Raw genomic sequence first — 21,465 nt, forward strand, 5'->3', positions numbered from 1 at the left:
GGTCCGCAAGGTCGTGTCCGGCCGGGAAGATCACCCTCTGGCGCTAGTCGATGGGGGCTGCCCACACATACACCGATTCCGACCTGGATGCATCGACCATATGGGCGGTATCACGTCAACTCCGTGCTTACACACGGGCACGCGCGGCAATAAGAAACGGTATGTCGAGCCGCGGCCGGGAGGCTGGAGCATGAGCATCTGGTGGTCACTCCACTTGCGGCGGGAAGCTGCGAGCGTTCCTCTCGCGCGACGGCTGCTGCTCGGCACGATGGAGACGGCGGGCGTCGACCCGGACGTCTCCTACGACCTCTCGGTCGCGCTGAGCGAGGCCTGCGCGAACGCCGTGGAGCACGGCGGCGACGCGGCCCGGGGCGCGTCCTCGGAGGCGTACCGGGTCACCGCCTATCTCGACGGCGAGAAGTGCCGCATCGAGGTCACCGACTCCGGGCCCGGCATCTCCGGCACCGTCCCCGTCCGTCCGGCCCGCACCGACGCCGAGCACGGCCGGGGCCTCTGCCTCATCCAGGAACTCGCCGACCACGTCCACATCGGCGACAAGCCGGGCCGCGGGGGCACGGTGGTGAGCTTCGACAAGATCCTCAAGTGGCGAGAGGACGCGCCGTTGATGGCGGTGTGAGCATCCGACGGCATGACTGCGGGGGGACCGGTCTGCATACTGGCCAGACGGCGGAGTCGGTGCCCGTCCGGCACACACGGTCCGGCCCGGCCCTCGCACGGGCGGACGTACCGCGCTGACGGCATCCGCGGTGCGCCGCGCACCACCGGGGCCGACGCCGGTCGGTCCGCTGTCGGAGTCAGGGCAACGCCGGGCTGCGGGGGGACTGTCAATGGCGTGGACGGTATGCGCGGGGGACGGGCGGCGGCTCTCTGTGGAGGAGCGCGGTGATCCGCGGGGCCGCCCGGTGTTCCTGCTGCACGGCACTCCCGGCAGCAGGCTGGGGCCCGCGCCGCGGCCGTCGGTGCTCTACCGCATGGGCGTCCGCCTGATCACGTTCGACCGGCCGGGATACGGCGACTCCGACCGCAGGCCGGGACGCACCGTACGCGCCGCGGCCGAGGACGTGAGCCTGATCGCCGACGCCCTGGGGATCGACCGGTTCGGCGTCGTGGGCCGCTCCGGCGGCGCCCCGCACGCCCTCGCCTGCGCGGCCCTGCTCCCGGACCGTACGGCACGGGCCGGGGCGCTCGTGGGCCTCGCACCTCCGGACGCCGCCGACCTGGACTGGTTCGACGGCATGACCGAGGCCAACGTCCACGCGTACGTCAACGCGGCCGCGGGCCGGCAGCGGCTCACCGCCGCGCTGGGGCGCCGGTCGCTGACGATCCGCGCGGACCCGGCGGCCTCCGTCGCCGAGATGCGCAGCGAACTGCCCGAGTCCGACCGCTGGATCGTCGCGGACGCCGGCATCCAGGCCATGCTGGAGCGCAACTTCGCCGAGGGGCTGCGCAGTTCCGCGGACGGCTGGGTGGACGACGTCATGGCGTTCAGCACGAGTTGGGGCTTCGACCTCTCGGGCATCACGGCCCCCGTCTACCTCTGGCACGGGGAGGAGGACATCTTCGCCCCGGTGGCCCACACGCGCTGGCTCGGCCGCAACATCCCCGGCGCGCGGGTCGAGGTCGAACGCGACGCGGCCCACTTCGGCGCGCTGCGTGTGATGACCCGCGTCATCGGCTGGGCCTCGCAGCACAAGGGGCAGGAACAGCGGCGGGCCTGGCACTGGGGGTAGCTCGGGGGTGGCCGAGGCCCGGCGTGCGGGGCAGCCGGCGCGCCCTGTCACACCTGCTGCGGCTCCAGGTCCCGGTCGATGCGCCGCCAGGCCACCGCCGCCTCGCTCAGCGGGTGTGTCTCACCCAGACGCTGGATCAGTTCGGACTCCGCCTCGTGGTGGAGTTCCGTGGCCTCCGTTCCCCGGCCCAGGTCGCGCAGCGTGATCGCGAGGTTGGCCATGCTGCTCACGGTGTCGGGATGGGTGGGACCGAGCCGTTTACGCAGGCCGGTCATGGTCAGTCGCTCCCAGTGTTCCGCCTCCTCGTGCCGGCCGAGGTCGGCCAGGGTGTTGGCCAGGCTGGTCCCCGCGCTGAGGACGGCCGGATGGAGGTTGCCGAGGGCTCCCGCCAGCGCGGAGCGGGCCTGTTCGGCCAGGTCGGCGGCCGTCCGCGCGTCGCCCTTGGCCCGGTGGTAGACGGCCAGGTTGTTGATGCAGAACATCGTGAACGGATGATCGGCGCCGAAGGAGTTCCGGTATCCCTCCAGCACGTCCGTGACCTGCTGCACGGCCCGCTCAGGTCCCTGACCCGGGTCGGTGGCCAGGTAGTCGGCGGCGAGGTTGAGCCCGCAGGCGAGTTCCTCGGGGATGGAGCGGCCGTACCGGTCACGGGAGCGGGCATGGGTCTCCCAGGTCTGCTCGCTCAGCCGCAGCGCCTCCTGGTGCCGCCCGGCCCTGCGCAAGGACACGGCGAGGCTCTTGTCGACCCGCAGCACCTCGGGCACGTACGGGTTGAGGACCTGCCCGAACAACTCGCGCACCTCCTGCAGGATCCGCACGGACTCGTCGTACTCGCCGAGCTCCCGAAGGTCGCGGGCGTAGTGGCTGCGCGTGGTCAGCGTGTAGGGGTGCAGGGGACCCAGGAGCGCGGTACGGCGTCGGACGGTGTCCTCGTCCAGCCGTCGGGCGGCCTTGCTCTCCCCGGTCAGGCGGTAGTCGATGGCGAGGTTGTTGGCCGAGCTGAGGGTGCGCGGGTGGTCCTCGCCGAAGATCTCGCGGAAGCCGCTGTAGATGCGCTGGTCCAGTTCGAGCGCCTCGTTGAAGCGGCCGAGCGCCCTCAGGTCCGCGGCCACGCTGCCGGAGGTGATGAGCAGGGACGGGTGGCCCTCACCGAGGAGTCGGCGCTGCCGCTCCAGGGTGTCCTCGTCCATCTCACGGGCGGTCTGGTACTCGCCCTGGGAGCGGACGATGTTGGCCAGTTCGAAGCGGAGGTTGAGTATCTGCTCGTCGTTGGAGTCGGGGAACTCGGTGCTCCAGAACTCGTTCAGCTGGGTGCCGAGGGTACGGGCGACGTGCAGTTCGCCGCGCTTCCACAGGTAGCGCATCCGGTCCACCATCAGCTGCCGCGGCTCCTCCTCCGCGCACTCGCGGATCTGGGAGGGCACGAGGTGCGGCCAGATCACCTCGAACCCGGGCCACTGGGCGGGGTCGTCCACCGCGCCCTCGGGCGGCCGCGCCGCGGCGAGGATGCGGTGCACCTCGTGAATGGTGTCGTTGAACGCCTCCGGCTCCATGCTGTCGCGGACCGCGGCCTGCACCAGGCGGTGCACCTGGATGGAGTTGTCGGTGGAGTCGACCTTGGCCAGCGCGAACCTGTTCAGCGCCTGGGTGACCTTGCCGAGCATGTACCGGGCACGCAGATCCTTGTCGTACGGCAGCAACGCCCTGATCATCGCGTCGCTGCCGACCAGCGTCATCGAGATCGGTTCGGCGGACAGGAAGCTGCAGAGTTCGAGCAACCGGGCGGCCGCGGGGGATTCCTGGCGCAGCCGGTTGATGGAGATGTTCCAGGTGGCGCCCACGGAGGACGGGTACTCCACGGCGTCGACGGCGGCCGGGACCGACAGCACCCGGGTGCTCTGCTCGCTGAGTTGTTCGATGTACTCGCCGACCGGTGTCGCCGTGGTCTCCAGCCAGGCCGCGGCGACCTCGATCGCCAGCGGAAGGTCGCCGACCGCCTCGGCGACCCGGATCGCATCCTCGTCGCGCAGTCCCGGCACCCGCCGGGACAGGTGCTCGACGCTCTCCTCGCGCGTGAACACCTCCACCTCCACCGGCTGCACCTGGGTCGACGTCGGCTTGGTCCGGGTGGTGACCAGGAGATGGCCGTAGAGGTCGTCCGGGATCGGGGCGGTCAGGTCGGCGAACCGGGTCAGCACCTGGTCCAGGTCCTCGACGTTGTCGAACACCAGCAGCCAGCGCTTGTACGGCCGTCCGGCCCGCAGCGCCTGCAGGGCGGCCAGGGCTGCCTCGTTGACGTCGTCGCCGATGCCGGGATCGAGCCGGCGGCCCAGGTCGGCGAGCTTGGGCGGGACCAGGTCGGGCTGCTCGGCGTCGACCCACCACACCAGGTCGTAGTCGGCCTTGAAGCGGTTGGCGTACTCGCGTGCCAGCTGGGTCTTGCCCACCCCGCCGAGCCCGTGCAGCACCTGCGGCAGCCGCTGGCCGGAGGCGCCGGCGACGAACTGCCGCCGCACCTGGTCCAGGATCGACGAGCGGCCCGTGAAGAACGGGTAGCGGGGCTGGACGTTGGACACGCTCGTGCTGGCGTTCGGGAACCGCACGCCGTGCATGTTGCCGACCGCTCCCGGCGAACTCGGCCGGCCCAGACCCATGAGCAGCGCGGCGGCCGCCGAGTCCTCGTCCAGCCGCACCAGATCGATGGTGCCGTTCCGGCCGGCGTGGGGAATCTGCGGTACGTCCCCGACGCGCAGTGCGACGGGCTGGTGCTGCTGCGAACCGTCCGAGTGCATCGCGGCCTCCCAGGCCGCGCGAGCCGTCCGTGAGCCGAGGAACGCGGAGGAGACGACCGCGAGCACTCGCTGAGAGCCACCGGTGGATCCGGCGCCGACCTCCAGGGTCGTCATCGACCGCACGTCCTGGGAGGAGACGTCGAACCGGGACTCGCGCAGCACGGTCTCCAGCCAGTCCACCCACATCCGGTCCTCGGAGACGTACTGCAGCAGCAGCTTCGAGGGCGGCAGGGGGCGGCGGCGGGTGTAGGCCGCGACGTACTGGGCGCGCTTGACCTCGCTGATGGGCGGCAGGCCGGTCACCCGGTTCTCGGTGATGACCGCGGTCAGCCGTTCGCAGGCTGTCAGCATGGAACTGGCCACCTTGGGCGGGTCGCCGAAGGGGGCGAGGATCTCCTCGTAGGCGTAGTACGGACGGTACGGGATCTCCACCGAACCCCAGTAGGCGACGAGTTCGTCGGGGCTCATGCCACTGGGCAGACCGTCGAAACGCTCACGGGCGAGGGCCCGGCCCGCGTCGACCTTGTCCTTCTCGCCGTCGTCGATGCGCATGGCGACCGGGAGGATGCGGATCCCCTTCTCGCCGTAGCGCTCCTCGATGTCCCGGGCGACCGAGGCGGCACCGTCGATGCTCTGGTCGCTGAGGGTGTAGCAGACCACCAGCGTGCTGGGCATCTGGACGGTGCAGATGTCGGCGAGATCGCTGTGACCGGTGCGGCTGTCGATCAGCGTGTAGTCGTAGTAGCGCTCCATGTCCGCGCGCATCGCGTCGAAGAACTGCCCGCCGCCATAACTGCTGTAGAAGCGGTCCCAGTCCATGTTGCCGACGATCGGATAGTCGCGGTGCCGCATGCCGGCCGACAGGAAGTCCAGGCTGCCGGGGGCCTGGAACGGCCAGTCCAGAGAGATGGCGTGCGGCCGGACCCGGGCGTAGCGGCGGTGCCAGTCGGGCTCGCGGTCGGGAAGGTCGCGCAGCGCCTCGCGGCGGTAGTCGTCGATCAGGTTGATCAGGCCCGGCGTGGCCCGCAGCAGGGAGGGCCTCAGGAACGGGTGGAAGAACCTGTGCAGTCCCGGGGCCTCCAGGTCCCAGTCGACGGCGAGGACGCGATAGCCGTTGGCGGCCAGGATCCAGGCCACGTTGGCGAGAGCCATCGTGCGGCCGGTCCCGCCCTTGTACGAGTAGAAGGTGATCACTGAGCCCTTGCGGTTCTCGGTCATGGAGCCCTCCACTGTCTCGGCCTGCCCTTCCCTGTGCCGTGCCTGTCCGTGTGCTGCCCGAGTGCGTCCCGCGGGTGCTCGGCGCCCGCCTAGACGGGGTACACCTGCCTGGGCAGCCAGGGGGGATCGGCCGCCGGCCCCTTCGGCGGATACGTCATCGCGTGGGCCTCGAAGTAACTGACGGCCTGTCGTACGGCCTTCTGCAACTCGACGGCGAACCCCTCCAGGGTTCGGATGCCGCCGCCCGGGGACCGATGGCCCGACCCCGCCGCCTGTCGCGTGGCCAGCAGCCGGTCGGTGAGCTCCTGCAGCTGCCGGTCCCGCTCGGGCGGGATCGTGTCGTCCCTGTGCTGGGGGATCATGACGCTGATCCACGGCCGACGGCGCTCGGCCAGCTGTGCCATCAGCTCCTTGACGCGCGGGGAGTCAAGGGCCCACCGGTCGAGCAGCAGCAAGGCGGGCGCGGTGGGCGGCCCGGAGGACAGGAGACGGTCGGCCTCGTTCTCGAAGTCGCTCACGGTGACGCGGAAGTTCATGGCCCGGACGAGATCGGCGGCGTGTTCCACCAGTGAACGGGTCGAGACGGGGAAGTACGGGTTCCATTCGGTCGGGGTCTCGCCGTAGTAGTCCGGCACCCGGCCGTCCGGCAGGTCCGCGCGGCAGCGGGCGAGCACGGTGACGTCGAACCCGGGTGGATGAGCGGTGTCGCCGAACGCGCTGGGCAGCGACTCGTAGTCCCGGTAGATCTGCCCCTCTTCCAGATCCACGGCCCGGCTCGCCCGCACGATCCGCTGCGCCAGCCGGTAGACGGCGAGTTCGTACTGGTCCTTCAGATAGCTGAGTTTGGTCAGTCCGTAGAACCCCTCGGCCGCATAGTCCTCACCGAAGTCCGCGTGCTGGAACTGCAGGTCCTTGGCCACCTGGGGCAGTTGCGCGACTTCGACGGGCACCCATAACGCGGGGACGATGGCGCTCTCCCGGGAATCCCCGCGCCGGGTGTGGCGGTATATCTCCCGCTGGGAGAAGGCCCACCACTCGCGGCCGCACTGCTCGCTGATGAAGTAGCGCGGCGAATAGAGCGGAACGAACACCTGACACCGGGCCAGGTTCTCCGACAACTCGTCCGTCCACCGCGTTCCCAGCGCCATTCCCTGGTCCAGAAACCCGGCCCTCGCCCCCACCGGTAACGACGTCATCTCCAGGATGTGGGCGCACAGGCCGTCGTAGAGCTTCTTCACCCATGCGTTGGGACCGGCGACCTCGGAGTCGTTGCGCGGGGTGTGGGCGTAGCTCAGGAAGAAGTACGGCCGTCTGTTCCTGGGGTCCTCTGCGTCCACTCGCACGAATGCCCCCCGATGAGCCGCCGACGGAGCTTCAGTGTAGGAACCAGGCTCCCTTCGCGGAACGGGGCCGCGAAATCCGGGAGTTGTGCGAGGGCGGAAGGGCTTCCGGCGCGGAGGGCGAGGAAAGCGGCAGTGCGCTCAGGACGCCGTGCGCCGTTTGTGGTCCGTCGCCGCCCTGCGTGCCTCGGCCAGCGCGTCCGGGCTCAGAGGCGCCGTCAGCCTGCTCGCCAGGGTCTCCCCCATGGCCGTCACGAACCGCTCGCCCTCTTCCGTCAGGGCTCCCGAGGCGGCCAGTGTGTCCACGGCCTGCGCGGTCTGCTCGCGCCACCGCGCGAACTGCGCTTCGGCGGCGCGCGCCTCGGCACCGTCCGTGGTCCTGTGACGCGCGCGCCAGAAGTCGACGACGGCGATGTGCGCGTACGTCCCCTGCAGCAGCCCTTCCAGGGGGCGCGGATCGGGGCGCCAGGGCGCGTAGAACAACTGCTCGCACGTGGGGTCGTAGAGGTCGGTCAGATCGAGGAGGGCGCCCAGCTTGACGTGCTGGAACTCGTGCACCAGCAGACAGGCCAGGGTCTCCGGCGCATCGGGTCGGGCGACGGCGACCGCACCGAAGGCGTCTCGCGCGGCCGAACTGATGTCCGCGCCGGAGACGCCCGCCCGCAACGGGGTGACAACGCTCAGCCCCGCGGCGAGTCCGGGGGCGTAGGCGGGCAGTTCACGCCGGATCCACTCCCAGGCGGCCGTGAGCCGGGCGCGCCACTTCTCGGCCGCCGCGTCGGACAGCCGCGGTTGCACGGCGTACCCGTGGACGTCGCGCCAGGGGTCGGTGTCCTCCAAAGCGATCGTCCAGTCGGGCAGTTCGAAGAGGTGCCGGTCGAGCCACGAGGGATCCGTCCCCTGCTTGTGCCCGATCCGATGCTCCCGGCTCCCGACACGCACGGCGAAACCGTCGTCGATGTTCCCGGTCACCCGTCCCTCGGCGGCGTCGCCCACCCTGAGTGCCCCGAGGGTCGGCAGCCGCAGCACCCCGGAGTGGGCGGGAACCGTCACCGTGCCCGGCCGGCCGGCTCGCACCAGCGCCGCGGCGGCCAGTTCGGCGACGCCGCGCATCGCGACCGGGCCGGCCTCCTCGTCACCCCCGAGGGAGCGCAGCGCCCAGGGCCTGAGATAAGGGTGGGCCAGCACGGCGTCGACCGATCCGGGAGCCTCCGCGTCGAGGACCGTCAAGGTCTCCCAGGCGGCCGTCCCCGTCGCACTGTGCGGGACCTCGTGCCAGACGGCGGCCAGGAGCTCACGGTTGACGGTGAGTTCGTGCCGGGCCAGCAGTTCGACGGCCTCGTGGCCACCGAAGCCGGAGGCGAGCTCGGCGAGGTGCACGCCGTTCCTGAGCGAGGGTGGCATGGACATCTTCTGGGTTTCCCTGTCGCGGACGCCGAGGATCAGCTGCTTGAGGTCGGCGCAGAACACCGACGGGTTCATGAACCCGTTCGCGTCGCTCCCGGTGCGGTAGCGGTGCGCGTACAGACCGCCGCCGCAGGAACGGACGACCGGACAGGCGCGGCAGGTGTCGCTCAGCCCGTCCAGCCCCCGCTGCCGGGCGACGATGCCGGGATGCGTCGCCATCTCGTCCAGTGAGTTGGCCTGCACGCGCATTCCGGTCGCGGGAGCGCCGTCGTACGCCGTCTTGAGGCTGTCCGCCAGCTCCAGCGCCCCGTCCGTCTCGATCACCGCCAGTTCCACGGGCGCCAGCCCCAGGGACTCGGTGAGGCTGCTCGCTCCGCGCAGTGTGCGCAGGACGGAGTCGAGCACACGCACGCCCATCGGGCGGCCGTCGGCCGTCCAGCGTTCGAAGATCCGGAGCAGCCAGTCGCCGTACGCCGTCGCGGATGCGGACGGACGCGGCGGGGGGTCGTCCCAGGTGGCGTGCGGGAGCAGGAAGTCGATGCGGGGCGGCGAGAGTGCGGCGAGGGCGCTGTAGACGGTGTCCGGATCGTTGCGCAGGTCGATCGTGCAGAGAATGCCGGCGAAGAGGTGCCGGTAGCGCGGCTGCCGCAGAAGGGCGATCGCGCGCAGGACACGGTCGTGGCTGCTGCGTCCGTCGCGGTAGCGGCGATGCAGATCGTTGGCGGCCCTGTCGCCGTCGAGCGAGACACCGACCTTGATGTCGAGCTCGGCGAACAGGTCGCAGAACTTCTCGTCGAGTGTGACGCCGTTCGTGTGGATGCGCAGGTCGAGGCCGCAGACGTCGGCGAGGGCGGCGCGTAACCCCTCCGCCGCACGACGCAGTCTGGCCCGGCCGGCGAGGAGGGGTTCCCCGCCGTGCAGGACCACGTGGACGGTGTCGAGCCGATGGGTTCGGGCGTGCTCGGCGATGCGCTCGGCGGTGATGTCCAGTACCGCGTCGGAGATCACCTTGGGGCGACCTCGCCAACTCTGGTCCGCGTGTTCGAAGACGTAGCAGTGATCGCATGCGAGATCGCAGCGGCTGTGCATCTTCAGCACGAACTGGCTCAGGGGGTGAGGCGAGGGGTCCATGAGCGCACTGTTCGATTCCTGCCCGAGGGGCGGGGGGTCAGACGGCCGACTGGAACGCCGCGACCGAGACGCGGGCGGGACCTCGCTCAGGAGCACCGTGCGACACCACCCGGGTCAGGGCACCGGACGCGACACCGTCCGGGCGGGCGGCGAGCCGTACCAGCGGGACCCGCTCGGGCCCGTCGGTCGACGGCTTCCCCGGCTCTTCGGCCGAGGCGTTGGTGGACGTGCTCATGGGCGAACCTCGATCTTCCGTGTGTCCGCTGGACCGGCCAGAAGACACAATCCACACGAAGCGGATATTACGGATACCTGGAGCGCACCGCTTGGCGAACACGCTCGTGAGTCTGGGGGAGCCATGAAACCATACGGCCGGAAAGGATCGCGACGCGCCTGGTCGCGCCCCAACTGCCAGCACCTGTAATGGAGTTGAGCAGTAAGAAAATCCCATTCAGACCCCCGCCTCAGAAGGGTCGGAGTGGCGGAAACGCGCTCGACGGCTCCTCCGATAGGAGTCCAAGGAATACCTGACCAGCTCCGACCTCGGCGATTTTTTACCAAGGATTTACTTGGGGGGTGAGTTTGAGATCCATTGGCCCCGGCGCACTGGGCCCGTCACCCACCCGGTCCGTGCACCCTCGCGCCCCGCGTCCACACCCGGCCGTGTCATCCGGTCGGCGGCCCACCGTGCAGCCGGCCCCATCGCGTGCGACGCCACCACCGTAGCCCCGCCCAGCAGCAGCCACCCGGGCGTGCCCCACCCCACCAGCAGCGAGGTCAGCACCAGTGGGCCCAGGGTGCGGGCCACCGTCACGCCGGTGCCGAAGAAGCCCTGGTACTCGCCGACCCGGTCCACCGGCGCGAGATCGAAGGACAGCTGCCAGGAACCGGCCGACTGCCCCATCTCGGCGACGACCTGCAGCACGGCCCCGACGGCCAGGAACCCCACCGCCGGCCGGCGCGGCACCCCTGCCGAGAGCGCGAACACCGCGCACGCCGCCAGCATCACCCAGCCCGAGCGCCGCACCGCGCGCGTGGCGGACCCGAGCCCCGTGACACCGCGCGCCATCCGTACCTGGAACGCCATCACCGCGCCGGTGTTGAGCACGAACAGCGCCGAGACCAGCCAGGCGGGCGCGGTCGTCCGCTCGGCGATCCACAGCGGCAGCCCCAGACTGAGCAGCGGCATCCGCAACAGCAGCACGGTGTTGAGCAACGCGACCACCACATACGGCCGGTCCCGCACCACACCGAGCCCGTCCCGTTCCCGCGTCGGCCGCCCCCGGAGCACGCCCTGCTCCCGCCCCTCGCCCACCGTGACCGGTGCCACGGTCGGCAGCCGGAGCAGAAGGGCCGCGCACACCAGGAAGCTCGCCGCGTCCAGGGCGAACACCCCGAGGTACGCCGCCCGGGTCCCCGCCTGCAACGCCAGTCCGCCCAGCCCCGCGCCCACCGCCAGCCCGGCGTTCAGCGTCGCCTGCAGGTGCGCGAGCAGCCCCGTCCGCTCCCCGGCCGTCACCAGTCCCGCGAGCAGCGCCTGCCGGGCCGCCGCCATGCCCGACTGCGCCGTCGCGTACGCACAGGCGGCGAGGACGAACGGAAGGAACCCCCGCACCACCAGGAACGAACCGACAGCGGCCGCGGTTCCCACCGCCAGCAGCACGGCCGCACCCCGCGCCCCGCGCCGGTCGGCGACCCTCCCGAGCGGCACCCCGGCCAGCGACCCGACCGCCCAGGCGACGGTCAGCCCGAGCCCCACGCGCGCGGGCGCCAGACCGACGACATGCGTGAAGTACAGCGCGGAGGTCACGTAGTAGGCGCCGTCGCCGATCGAGTTGGCCAGCTGGGCCAGCGCCAGCACGCGCCGCGGACCGGCGGGCGGAACGAGTCGAGAGGTCATGCCAGCGACACTACGAAGCCAATGGACCCTCGGACAGGCCCAATCGCCCGCCGTCTCGCTGGCCCAATTCAGCCGCCGTCCAGTACCTTGCCCAGCACCTCCAACGCCTCCGGATACACCCGCTCCCGAGGCGTCCCGTACCCCACGATCACGCCCTGGGCCCGGTCCTCGCCCGGCGTGTGCCAGTGGTCGCCGAGCCGCCCCAGCGCGAGCCCCTCCGCCTCGGCGCGCTTCAGTACCTCCGCCTCGTCGGCGACCTCCACGAGCGCGTGCAGCCCGGCGGCGATCCCGCGGACGTTCCGTCGCCCGCCGAGCCGGTCCAGGAGCTGGTCCCTGCGCCTGCGGTATCTGAGCCGGCACGCGCGTACGTGCCGGTCGTAGGCATGGCTGTCGATGAGCTCCGCGAGCGCCAGCTGGCCGATGGACTCGGTGTGGTGGTCGCTGTGCAGCTTGGCGTCGGCGACCGCGTCGACCAGGTGCGGCGGCAGCACCATCCAGCCGAGCCGCAGCGCCGGCCCGAGCGTCTTGGAGGCGGTGCCCAGATAGACGACCTGCCCGGGAGCCATCCCCTGCAACGCGCCCACCGGCTGGCGGTCGTAGCGGAACTCCCCGTCGTAGTCGTCCTCGACGATCAGCCCGCCACGCGCGCGTGCCCAGTCCGTCAGCGCCCGCCGCCGCTCGGGGCGCAGTGTGACGCCGGTCGGGTACTGGTGGGCGGGGGTGACGACGACGGCCTTCGCGTCCGCCAACGCGTCGGCGCACACCCCGCGCTCGTCGACCGGCACCGGCACCACGGTGCCGCCGTTGTGCCGTACCACCTCCCGGTGGAACGGCAGCCCCGGATCCTCCATGGCGATCTCGCCGCCTTCCAGCACGCGCGTGAGGAGCGCGAGCCCCTGCACGTACCCGGAGGTGATCACGATGCGCTCCGGGGGCGCGATGACCCCTCGCGCGCGCCCCAGGTATCCCGACAGCGCCTGCCGCAGCTCCGTGCGGCCGCGCGGGTCCCCGTAGTCGTACGCCAGCAGGGGAGCCGTGGCGATGGCGCGCCTGAGCGCCCGCAGCCAGGCCGCCGCCGGGAACGCCCCGACGTCCGGGCTGCCCGGCCGCAGATCGAAACGCGGGGTACGCGCGTGCGTGGCCGCGTCGGGCGCCTCCTGGTCGGCCGAGGGCAGCTGCGCGACCTGCGTCCCCGACCCCTGCCGAGCGGTCAGATACCCCTCGGCGACCAACTGGTCGTAAGCCGCCTTCGCGGTCCCCCGGGAGATCCCGAGCTCACTCGCGAGCCGCCGGGTGGCGGGCAGCCGTGTGCCGGGCGCCAGCCGCCCGTCCCGCACGGCGTCCCGCAGGGCCCGCTCCAGCCCGACCCGCCGGCCGTCACCGGCATCGGGCTCCAGATGCAGGTCGACCCCGACACCGGCCAAGAAGTCGTTCACGAAAACCCTCCCCCTAGGTACGTGTGTCCGGGCACGTCGATGGCCGGGCACCTCACTGGTACCCGGCCATCCGTCCCGTATCAGCCCTTGAGCGAAGCCATCCAGGCCTCGACCTCGTCCGATCGCCGGGGCAGGCCCGCCGACAGGTTCCGGTTCCCGTCCTCGGTCACCAGGATGTCGTCCTCGATGCGGACACCGATGCCCCGGTACTCCTCGGGCACCGTCAGGTCGTCGGCCTGGAAGTACAGCCCCGGCTCGACGGTGAGGCACATGCCCGGCTCCAGCGTGCCGTCGACGTACGACTCCACGCGCGCGGCGGCGCAGTCGTGCACGTCCATGCCGAGCATGTGGCCCGTCCCGTGCAGCGTCCAGCGCCGCTGCAGCCCCAGCTCCAGCACCCGCTCCACGGGGCCCTCGACCAGCCCCCACTCGACGAGCCGCTCGGCGAGCACGCGCTGCGCGGCGTCGTGGAAGTCCCGGTACTTGCCGCCCGGCTGCACGGCCGCGATACCGGCCTCCTGGGCGTCGTACACGGCGTCGTAGATCTTCTTCTGGATCTCGCTGAACCGCCCGCGCACCGGCAGCGTCCGCGTGACGTCGGCGGTGTAGTACGTGTGCGTCTCGACGCCCGCGTCCAGCAGCAGCAGGTCACCGGAGCGCACGGGACCGTCGTTGCGCACCCAGTGCAGCGTGCACGCGTGCGGCCCGGCCGCGGCGATCGTGCCGTAGCCGACGTCGTTGCCCTCCACCCGAGCGCGGAGGAAGAACGTGCCCTCGATGTACCGCTCGCTGGTCGCCTCGGCCTTGTCGAGCACGCGTACGACGTCCTCGAAGCCGCGCACCGTCGAGTCGACGGCCTTCTGCAGCTCGCCGATCTCGAACTCGTCCTTGACCAGCCGCGCCTCGGAGAGGAAGACCCGCAGCTCCTCGTCGCGCTCGGCGGTGACCTTGTCGGTCAGCGCCGCCTCGATCCCGGCGTCGTACCCGCGCACGACGCGCACCGGGCCGGTCGCCTCGCGCAGCGCGTCGGGCAGCTCGCGCACGTCGGAGGCCGGGATGCCGTACAGCTTCTCCGCCTCGGTCAGCGAGTGCCGGCGGCCGACCCACAGCTCGCCCTGGCCGGAGAGCCAGAACTCGCCGTTCTCGCGGTCGGAGCGCGGCAGGAGGTAGATCGTCGCCCGGTGGCCCTCGGCGGTCGGCTCGAGCACGAGCACGCCGTCCTCGGTCTGGTTGCCCGTGAGGTACGCGTACTCGACCGAAGCCCGGAAGGGGTAGTCCGTGTCGTTCGAACGGGTCTTCAGGTTGCCCGCGGGGATCACCAGACGCTCGCCCGGGAAGCGCTCGGACAGCGCCGCGCGGCGGGCCGCGGTCTCGGCGGCCTGGGCGATCGGCTCCAGGTCGCGCAGCTCCGTGTCGGCCCAGCCGGACTTCATGTTCTCGGCCAGCTCGTCGGACACACCCGGGTACAGGCCGTTCTTGCGCTGCTTGATCGGCTCCTCAGACTCAGTCTCCGGGTCCGCTGCGGCAGCAGCGGATGTCTCAGCCGGATTGAGCTCTTCGGCCACGGTCATCCTCCTCGATACGGCACTGGACCCCCTCCATCGTACGGTCGTACGGAAGGGGGCCCAGGGACGAAAGGCCTGTTACCGAGGGAAGCGGCGCGCGTACGGAAGAACACACCTCCGGCTCACTCGAACCGCGCCGCCAGCAGGACGACGTCCTCCTCGCCGTCCGCCGCGTCCAGCCCCTCCGGCAGCACCGTGCGCAGCACGTGGTCGGCGATCGCGTCAGGGTCGTGCCGCAGCGCCCTCGGCACGCCGGCCGCCGCAGCGTGCAGCCGGGCGAAGGCGCGGTCGGTGGGGTCCCCGGTGCGGTGCAGCAGGCCGTCGGTGTAGAGCAGCACCGTCTCGCCGGGCTGGGCCTCGAGTTCCACGCTGGGCGCCTCCCAGCAGGCGAGCATGCCCAGCGGCGCGGACACCGACGTCTCCACGTACTCGGTGCGCCGCTCGCCGACCAGCAGCGGCGGGCAGTGGCCGGCGCCGGCCAGGGTGACCTTGCGGAGCGCGGGTTCGCAGTAGGCGAACAGGGCGGTCGCGGAGCGGGCGGGCTCGGTGAGCCGCAGCAGCAGCTCCAGGTCCGACAGGACGGCCACCGGGTCCTCGCCCTCCATCACGGCGTACGCGCGCAGGGAGGCCCGCAGCCGGCCCATCGCGGCGACGGCGCTCGGCCCGGAACCGGTGACCGAGCCGACCGCGAGGCCGAGGGCGGCGTCCGGCAGCGGCAGCGCGTCGTACCAGTCGCCGCCGCCACGCGGGCCGGTGCGGTGCCGGGCGGCGAGCTGGACGCCGGCGACGCGGGGGAGCCGGGACGGCAACAGCTCCTCGGTCATCGTCGCCATGCACGCGCGCGTGCGCTCCACTTCGACCAGCCGGCCCAGATGTTCACCGGCGTACCGCGCGTACAGGCCGACGAGGTGGCGCTGGCGCTCGACCGGCTCGGCGGGCTCGTCGTACAGCCACACGGCGGCGCCCATGCGGCCCGTGGCCTCGGCGGACAGGGGGAGGGAGTAGCTCGCGGCGTAGCCGAGCCGGGCGGCCACCTCGCGGTGACGCGGGTCGAGGCCGTCCTCGGAGAGCAGGTCGGGTTCGGCGATCTCGCCGTCCGCGCCCGGCAGTCCGTCCAGGATGCGGCCGTACGGCATCGCGCTGCGCGGCACGGTCTCGATGTGACCGAGGTCGGCCCGGCCGAGGCCCAGGCCGATCGTCGTGGCCGGGCCGAGTCCGTCGGCCGGCTCCAGTACGACGAGACCGCGCCGGGCGCCCACCAGGGCGGCTCCGGCGCGCAGCAGTTCGGTCAGGGCGTCCGCGAGTGCGTCCGTGCGGACCAGCCGTTCGGTCAGTTCATGGAGGGTCGTGAGGTCCGAGACCCAGCCGGCGAGGCGGTCCTGGAGCAGTGCTCCCGGTGCGTTCGGCGAGGGGACCGGAGTGGTTCCCGGGGCGACGGGCGCGGGCGCGACAGTGTGTGCGGGCGCGGGAACCGTTGAATCGATTCCAGCCACTTTCGGAGGGTGAGGGGCGTTCATGGTGTCCGGCTTTCCGACCGGTGCGTACTGCTCAAAAGCATCGCAAACCCCCATGTCATTCTGCGCCGCTAGCAGTGTCTCCACATGTACACGCACTCGTAAGGGGATGTCCAGCATTGTCCTGCTGGGATTCCTGGTGTCCGTGGTAAGCGAGTGCCTCGCCTGCCATAAAGCAAAGTTGGCCTAAAACTGCCTCGGGTAACGGGGTATTGCGGTCGACTGGCCTTGCTCCACGGAGCGTCACAGCGGTCGTGATGGGTACGTACTCGGAGAAGACCAGGGGCGGTTGACAGCCACCCGGAACCTGGTGACCGACCCGGGCGTCCTATCCACCGACGACCGTGCCCCATCCTCCCGTGGCGGAGGCGAAGAGAAATACGCGGGACGGCAAAACGCCAGACTTCGCCACCCCCCGCCATGCCCATGCTTTTGACTGACGCAGTATGGGTGGCGAGGCTGCCACGGAAGCAGCCCACGTTCTACCCATAGGGGTTCCCCTTGCCTCCAGCAGGGGTGTGATGCGCCAACAGGTACGCACAGTGAAGTGATCGACACATGGTGTGATGTGGCCCACGGTGTTGCCAGCGGTGCAACGGAAAGGAACGAGCGCTCATGCGCGAGATCCTCGGAAGGCGACGCAGGCTCCTGTCCCAGCGCAGTGACGGAAGGCCTGAGTTGATCAGCGCGGCCCTGACCTTCGCGACGGAATGGCAGTGGCCCGTACTCCCGGGTGTGGCGGCGGATCCGCAGGGACGTTCCCGCTGCGCCTGCCCCGACCCCGAGTGCACGGTGCCCGGCGCGCATCCCTTCGACCCCGGTCTCCTCGCCGCCACCACCGACGCCCGGATGGTGCGCTGGTGGTGGACCAACCGGCCCGCGGCGCCGATCGTCCTGGCCACCGGCGGCTCAGCGCCCTGTGCGGTGAGCCTGCCGGCCCTGGCCGCAGCGCACACCCTCACCGCCCTGGACCGCATGGGCCTGCGCCTGGGCCCGGTCGTGGCCTCGCCCGGCCGCTGGGCGATCCTGGTGAAGCCGTACTCCCTGGAGCAACTGGGAGAACTGCTCTACGCCAAGGACTTCGTCCCCGGCTCCCTGCGCTTCCACGGCGAGGGCGGCTACCTCGCGCTGCCGCCGTCCGAGACCGGTGAGGGCGAGATCCGCTGGGAGCGCGCGCCGCTGCCCGGTTCCGCCTCCCCCTGGGTCCCGGACGTCGCGCCCGTGGTGGACGCGGCGGTGGAGGTCCTCACTCGTACGGGTGTGAGCGCGCCCGAGTTGTAGGGGTGTCGAGCGCGCGTGGGACGGCACACGCGCGCGTGGTCGTTATCTTCCGCTCTATGCCGCGTCATTCTGGTGGGCACCCCACGGACCCCCGAACCCGTCTGCTCGCCCTCACCGCCGTCGTGGTGTGCGCGGTCGCGCTGCCGCTGGCCGTGGCGTCCGCGGGCCCGGTGGGCGACCAGGGCCGGGCCGTCGTACGCACCCTGACCCACGACGACCCCAAGCTGCCCGCCGCCGAGCCCAGCCGCTCCCCCTTCCTGCTCGGCCTGGGCCTGGCCACCGCGGCCCGCTGCGGTCCCCAGCTCACCTCCCCCGAGGGCGTCGAGGCGCAGACCTGTGTGCTCACGCAGGGTCAGGACACCTGGGCGCGCACCTACTACCGCAACGCCACCGGCCGGGCCCTGGACTCCGTCCTGAGCCTCATGGGCCCCGGCGGCCGCACCGTGCAGACGAACTGCGCCGTGGACGGCGGGGACGAGCCGGGGACCTGTGAGACGCCACGGGAGCGCACCCGGGGCCCACTGGACGGCTACACGGCCGTGTCGGAATTCGCTGAGCGCGCCGGGAGCGGGCCGCTGCTGCTGCGGTCCGGGAGCAACTCCGGGGACACCGCGGGAAGTTGACGAGCGGCCGCATTCCGTAAAGGAAGCGCGGCATGAAAAAGACCCGGTTGCTGGCGACGGGGGATGCACCAGCAACCGGGCTACTCGAACGGTAACAAGAGATCGGCGGTTCGCAAATTCGATCCGGGCTTTCCGGTCACCCATGTGCCTTGCCCCTGGCGGGACTTGTGCGCACGGTCGCCGGTCGCCGCGACCCGGCGGGGCTGATCCGCCGTTCAGCCCCGTCCGATTTCGTCACCGCCTGTCAACTGAGCGTGACCTGCCGGTTGGTGAGGCCGCCGCGCGCGCGGCGCTCGTCGGCGGTCAGCGGCGCGTCCGAGGCCAGGGCACCGGCGAGCCGCTCGGCGAACTCCGCGGCCGGCTTCTCGATGTCCTCAGCGGTGACCGAACTCGGCAGGTCCCAGACCGGCACGGTGAGCCCGTGAGCGCGGAAGGAACCCACGAGGCGGGTGCCGTCACCGAGGTTCGACCGGCCCGCCGCGTGCAGCCGCGCGAGAGCGTCCAGAAGCCGCTCCTCCTCGTGCGGCATGACCCAGCGCAGGTGGTTCTTCTCCGGCGTCTCGCACCAGTACGCGGCGTCCACCCCGGTCAGCTTCACGGTCGGGATGGCCGCGGCGTTGGCCCGCTCCAGCGAGGCCGTCACGTCCGGGGTGGCGTTCTCCGGGTCGGGGACCCAGAACTCGAAACCGCTGTGCACAACTGGCTCGAACGGGCCTTCGGGATCGAGCAGCTCCTGCAGCCGCGGACCGTCGGAGGGCGCCCTCCGGCCCTCGACCGGGGTGCCCGGCTCGGCCGTGAGCGCGCGCCGGAGCGTGTCGGCGAGGTCGCGGCTGATGTCGCCCGACGCCGTGTCGTTCTGCAGGCCGAGCAGCACCGAGCCGTCGTCGCGGCGCAGCGCCGGCCAGGCCATCGGCAGCACCGTGGCGAGCGTGACCGACGGAACGCCCTCGGGGAGGCCGTCCTTCAGCGTCAGCTCGACCGTGGCCGCCGGAACCAGCTCGCGCAGCGCCACCCAGTCGCACTCACCGGGCAGTCCCTCGAAGGGACGGTGCACCAGCTCGGTCGCCGCGTGCTGGGCGGCCCGGCCGTGACAGGCCTTGTAGCGGCGGCCGCTGCCGCAGGGGCACGGCTCGCGCGCGCCGACGACCGGGATCTCTCCATCGGCGATCTGGGGCTTGGCCTTCGTCTGGGGTCGCTTCTTGGCCATCGTGGGTGTCTCCCGGTTACGGCTCGTCTCGTACGTCGGGAGCCTAGCCGTTCACGCCATGAGCGACGGGAGCCTGTGGACAACCGGCGACGCTCGTGCCGACCCTGTGGATGACGCGCGTGCGGTGGACTGCGCGCCGGCGTGGACAGCGCGCCGGCCTGTCCCGGAAGCGGCGTTAGCGCTCCGGCCTGTCCCGGAAGCGGCGTTTCAGTCCAGGTCGTCGAACGCGTCCGCGAACTCCAGGCCGGGCATTCCGGGGATCCGTGACACCGTCGGTGCTGTGACACGCGTGGCGAAGTCGTCGCGTCGGCGTCCGGCGTCCGGGTCGTGAACGTCCTCGTGGACGACCACCCACACCGTGACCTCGCCCCGGGCGTCGTCCCGCACGCCCCAGTCGTCGGCCAGTGCGGAGATGATGTTCAGCCCGCGGCCGCCGTGCGCGGTGACCGAGGGCGTGGCCGGAGCCGGGCGGGTGGGCCCGCCGCCGTCCGTCACCTCCACCGTGAGCCTGCCGTTCACGTCGACCCGCCAGGCCGCACGGACGTCACCGTCACCGGCCAGGGCGTCGCCCAGGGGCCGGCCGTGTTTGCACGCGTTGCTCAAGAGTTCGGAAAGAATCAGTACGGCATCGTCGATGACCGCTTCCGACACACCGCCCCTGCGCAGTTGCGCACGCATACGGTGTCTCGCCTCCCCCACGCCCGCAGGGCCATGGGGTACGGCCATGCTCGACGACGTGGGCACCTCCTGTGCCACCACCAACGCCACCCCCGAGACCTCCTTCGCCCCACGCCACGGTGTGGATGCCCCATTGGCCTGTACCGGAAACCGGCCGGCACGAGCCCGGTGACGCATTCGCAACGATCGAATACGGATCGAACGCGCCGGAGCACTCCCTGTAGTCGAGTGGCCTGATTTCGACGGTCGCCGGAGTGGGAGAATGGCGTTAAAGGGGGCGAAGGGTCAAGAGTTCTTCACAGGTCTTTACCAGTGGCACACCATCAACGGCCGAGCTGACGCAGCACCGCGCGCGGGCGGTTGGTGATGATGGCGTCGATCCCCAGCTCCAGGCAGAGGTCCACGTCCTCGGGCTCGTTGACGGTCCACACGTGCACCTGGTGGCCGGCCCGCTTCAGCCGCTCGATGTACCCCGGCTGGTTGCGCACGATCCGGATCGAGGGGCCGGCGATCCGGACACCGGCCGGCAGCCGCCCGTCCCGCAGTCGCGGCGAGACGAACTGCAGCAGATAGACCGTCGGCAGATTCGGCGCGGCGGCCCGCACGCGATGCAGCGATCGCGCCGAGAAACTCATCACGCGGACCGGGGACTCCGCGGCCGAGGCGGGCGCGTCCAGCCCGAACCGCTTCAGCAGCACCAGCAGCCGCTCCTCCACCTGCCCCGCCCAGCGCGTGGGGTGCTTGGTCTCGATGGCCAGTTCCACACGCCGCCCGGCGTCCGCGACCAGCTCCAGCAGCCGCTCCAGCGTGAGGACGGCGGTGTGCTCACGCCCCTCGGGCAGGTACTCCCAGTCGGGCTCCTCGTCGCGCGTCCGCCAGAACTCGCGCGCCTTGCGGGAACCGAAGTCCAGGGCGGCCAGATCGGCGAGCTCCAGCGCCGACACCGCGCCCCGGCCGTTGGACGTACGGTTGACGCGACGGTCGTGGACGCAGACGAGGTGGCCGTCCGCCGTCAGGCGTACATCGCATTCGAGGGCGTCCGCGCCGTCCTCGATCGCCTTCTTGTAGGCGGCGAGGGTGTGCTCCGGGGCCTCCTCGGAGGCTCCGCGGTGGGCGACGACTTGGATCGTGTGCTGCCGTACGTGGGTCACCGCGTCATGGTGCCACCGCCAGGGGGTAGTCGTGGCGTCGAAGAGGCAGAGAATGCATCCTTTTTGCGAGTCATGACCTATATAAGGAATGGCCCCGGACCCACAGGCACCGCTTATGGTGCCCTGACGGCTCATGGGAAAAGCTGACGGCATACAAAAGGACATGCACAGCTGCAGCGCGCCGGACCGTCGAGCAACGTGAACGGGCGTGACCGAGTGCGACCGAGAAGAAACAGCCGTGGATCGAGGAGAGAAGCTGTGAGCACCGAGAACGAGGGCACCGCGGTACCCCCGGCCCCGTCTGCACCCCCCGTGCCGGTGGACGCTCCCGCTCCCTCGGCACCGGCGGCGCCCGAGGGGGGCGCGCCGACCACCCCGCTCCCGCCGGCTCCGCAGGGCGCTCCCGGCCCGCAGGGGCAGGACCTGCCGTACGCGGGCCACGCGCCCGCGTACGCGTCGACGGAACCGCAC

The 21,465-nt window shown here is 71.4% G+C and carries 15 protein-coding genes and 1 pseudogene; 5 read left to right on the plus strand and 11 right to left on the minus strand.

Features of this window, described 5'->3' with window-relative positions; genetic code table 11:
• Positions 1-190: 190 nt before the first annotated feature.
• Both GRC12_RS05655 and GRC12_RS05660 read left to right on the plus strand, forming a co-directional pair.
• Positions 191-637: an ATP-binding protein gene (locus tag GRC12_RS05655; protein WP_208777961.1), complete on the plus strand. Its 447-nt coding sequence runs from the start codon at positions 191-193 to the stop codon at positions 635-637.
• A gap of 211 nt (positions 638-848) precedes the next feature.
• Positions 849-1,751 (plus strand): alpha/beta fold hydrolase, encoded by a 903-nt coding sequence (locus GRC12_RS05660; RefSeq protein ID WP_208777963.1) that lies wholly within the window; start codon positions 849-851, stop codon positions 1,749-1,751.
• A gap of 47 nt (positions 1,752-1,798) precedes the next feature.
• Here the strand turns inward: GRC12_RS05660 and fxsT are convergent, their stop codons facing one another.
• The 8 genes from fxsT to GRC12_RS05700 all read right to left on the minus strand — a co-directional run bounded on the left by fxsT (position 1,799) and on the right by GRC12_RS05700 (position 16,174).
• Positions 1,799-5,761, minus strand: a complete 3,963-nt coding sequence (gene fxsT, locus GRC12_RS05665) for an FxSxx-COOH system tetratricopeptide repeat protein (RefSeq protein ID WP_208777966.1) — start codon at positions 5,759-5,761, stop codon at positions 1,799-1,801.
• 89 nt (positions 5,762-5,850) lie between these two features.
• Entirely contained in the window at positions 5,851-7,104 is a 1,254-nt protein-coding gene (locus tag GRC12_RS05670; protein WP_308286483.1) for a TIR-like protein FxsC, read from the minus strand.
• Positions 7,105-7,242: 138 nt separating this feature from the next.
• Complete coding sequence (locus tag GRC12_RS05675) at positions 7,243-9,639, minus strand: FxsB family cyclophane-forming radical SAM/SPASM peptide maturase (protein ID WP_208777968.1); 2,397 nt, start codon at positions 9,637-9,639, stop codon at positions 7,243-7,245.
• 37 nt (positions 9,640-9,676) lie between these two features.
• A complete protein-coding gene (locus tag GRC12_RS05680) occupies positions 9,677-9,874 on the minus strand; it encodes an FXSXX-COOH protein (protein ID WP_208777970.1) in 198 nt (65 codons plus the stop codon).
• A 330-nt stretch (positions 9,875-10,204) separates the two neighbouring features.
• On the minus strand, positions 10,205-11,539 hold the full coding sequence (locus tag GRC12_RS05685; protein ID WP_208777971.1) for an MFS transporter: 1,335 nt from the start codon (positions 11,537-11,539) through the stop codon (positions 10,205-10,207).
• 68 nt (positions 11,540-11,607) lie between these two features.
• A complete protein-coding gene (pdxR, locus tag GRC12_RS05690; protein WP_208777972.1) occupies positions 11,608-12,975 on the minus strand; it encodes a MocR-like pyridoxine biosynthesis transcription factor PdxR in 1,368 nt (455 codons plus the stop codon).
• 80 nt (positions 12,976-13,055) lie between these two features.
• The gene (locus GRC12_RS05695) at positions 13,056-14,546 is read right to left on the minus strand and encodes an aminopeptidase P family protein (RefSeq protein ID WP_208777973.1); all 1,491 of its coding nucleotides are present in this window, start codon (positions 14,544-14,546) and stop codon (positions 13,056-13,058) included.
• 116 nt (positions 14,547-14,662) lie between these two features.
• The gene (locus GRC12_RS05700; RefSeq protein ID WP_208777974.1) at positions 14,663-16,174 is read right to left on the minus strand and encodes a PP2C family protein-serine/threonine phosphatase; all 1,512 of its coding nucleotides are present in this window, start codon (positions 16,172-16,174) and stop codon (positions 14,663-14,665) included.
• 495 nt (positions 16,175-16,669) lie between these two features.
• On the opposite strand from GRC12_RS05700, the gene GRC12_RS05705 reads away from it, so the two are divergent.
• Positions 16,670-17,335 (plus strand): bifunctional DNA primase/polymerase, encoded by a 666-nt coding sequence (locus GRC12_RS05705; RefSeq protein WP_208777975.1) that lies wholly within the window; start codon positions 16,670-16,672, stop codon positions 17,333-17,335.
• Between the two features lie 56 nt (positions 17,336-17,391).
• Positions 17,392-17,958 (plus strand): hypothetical protein, encoded by a 567-nt coding sequence (locus tag GRC12_RS05710; protein ID WP_208777976.1) that lies wholly within the window; start codon positions 17,392-17,394, stop codon positions 17,956-17,958.
• A gap of 244 nt (positions 17,959-18,202) precedes the next feature.
• Here the strand turns inward: GRC12_RS05710 and GRC12_RS05715 are convergent, their stop codons facing one another.
• The 3 genes from GRC12_RS05715 to GRC12_RS05725 all read right to left on the minus strand — a co-directional run bounded on the left by GRC12_RS05715 (position 18,203) and on the right by GRC12_RS05725 (position 20,994).
• Positions 18,203-19,165 (minus strand): DUF5926 family protein, encoded by a 963-nt coding sequence (locus GRC12_RS05715; protein ID WP_208777977.1) that lies wholly within the window; start codon positions 19,163-19,165, stop codon positions 18,203-18,205.
• Between the two features lie 207 nt (positions 19,166-19,372).
• Positions 19,373-20,020: an ATP-binding protein gene (locus GRC12_RS05720; protein WP_208777978.1), complete on the minus strand. Its 648-nt coding sequence runs from the start codon at positions 20,018-20,020 to the stop codon at positions 19,373-19,375.
• Positions 20,021-20,166: 146 nt separating this feature from the next.
• Positions 20,167-20,994: a glycerophosphodiester phosphodiesterase gene (locus GRC12_RS05725; RefSeq protein WP_133049771.1), complete on the minus strand. Its 828-nt coding sequence runs from the start codon at positions 20,992-20,994 to the stop codon at positions 20,167-20,169.
• A gap of 258 nt (positions 20,995-21,252) precedes the next feature.
• On the opposite strand from GRC12_RS05725, the pseudogene GRC12_RS05730 reads away from it, so the two are divergent.
• Positions 21,253-21,465 (plus strand): annotated as a pseudogene (locus tag GRC12_RS05730) (protease); the annotation flags it as partial.

This window comes from Streptomyces griseorubiginosus (assembly GCF_017614965.1).
Lineage (GTDB): Bacteria > Actinomycetota > Actinomycetes > Streptomycetales > Streptomycetaceae > Streptomyces > Streptomyces griseorubiginosus_B.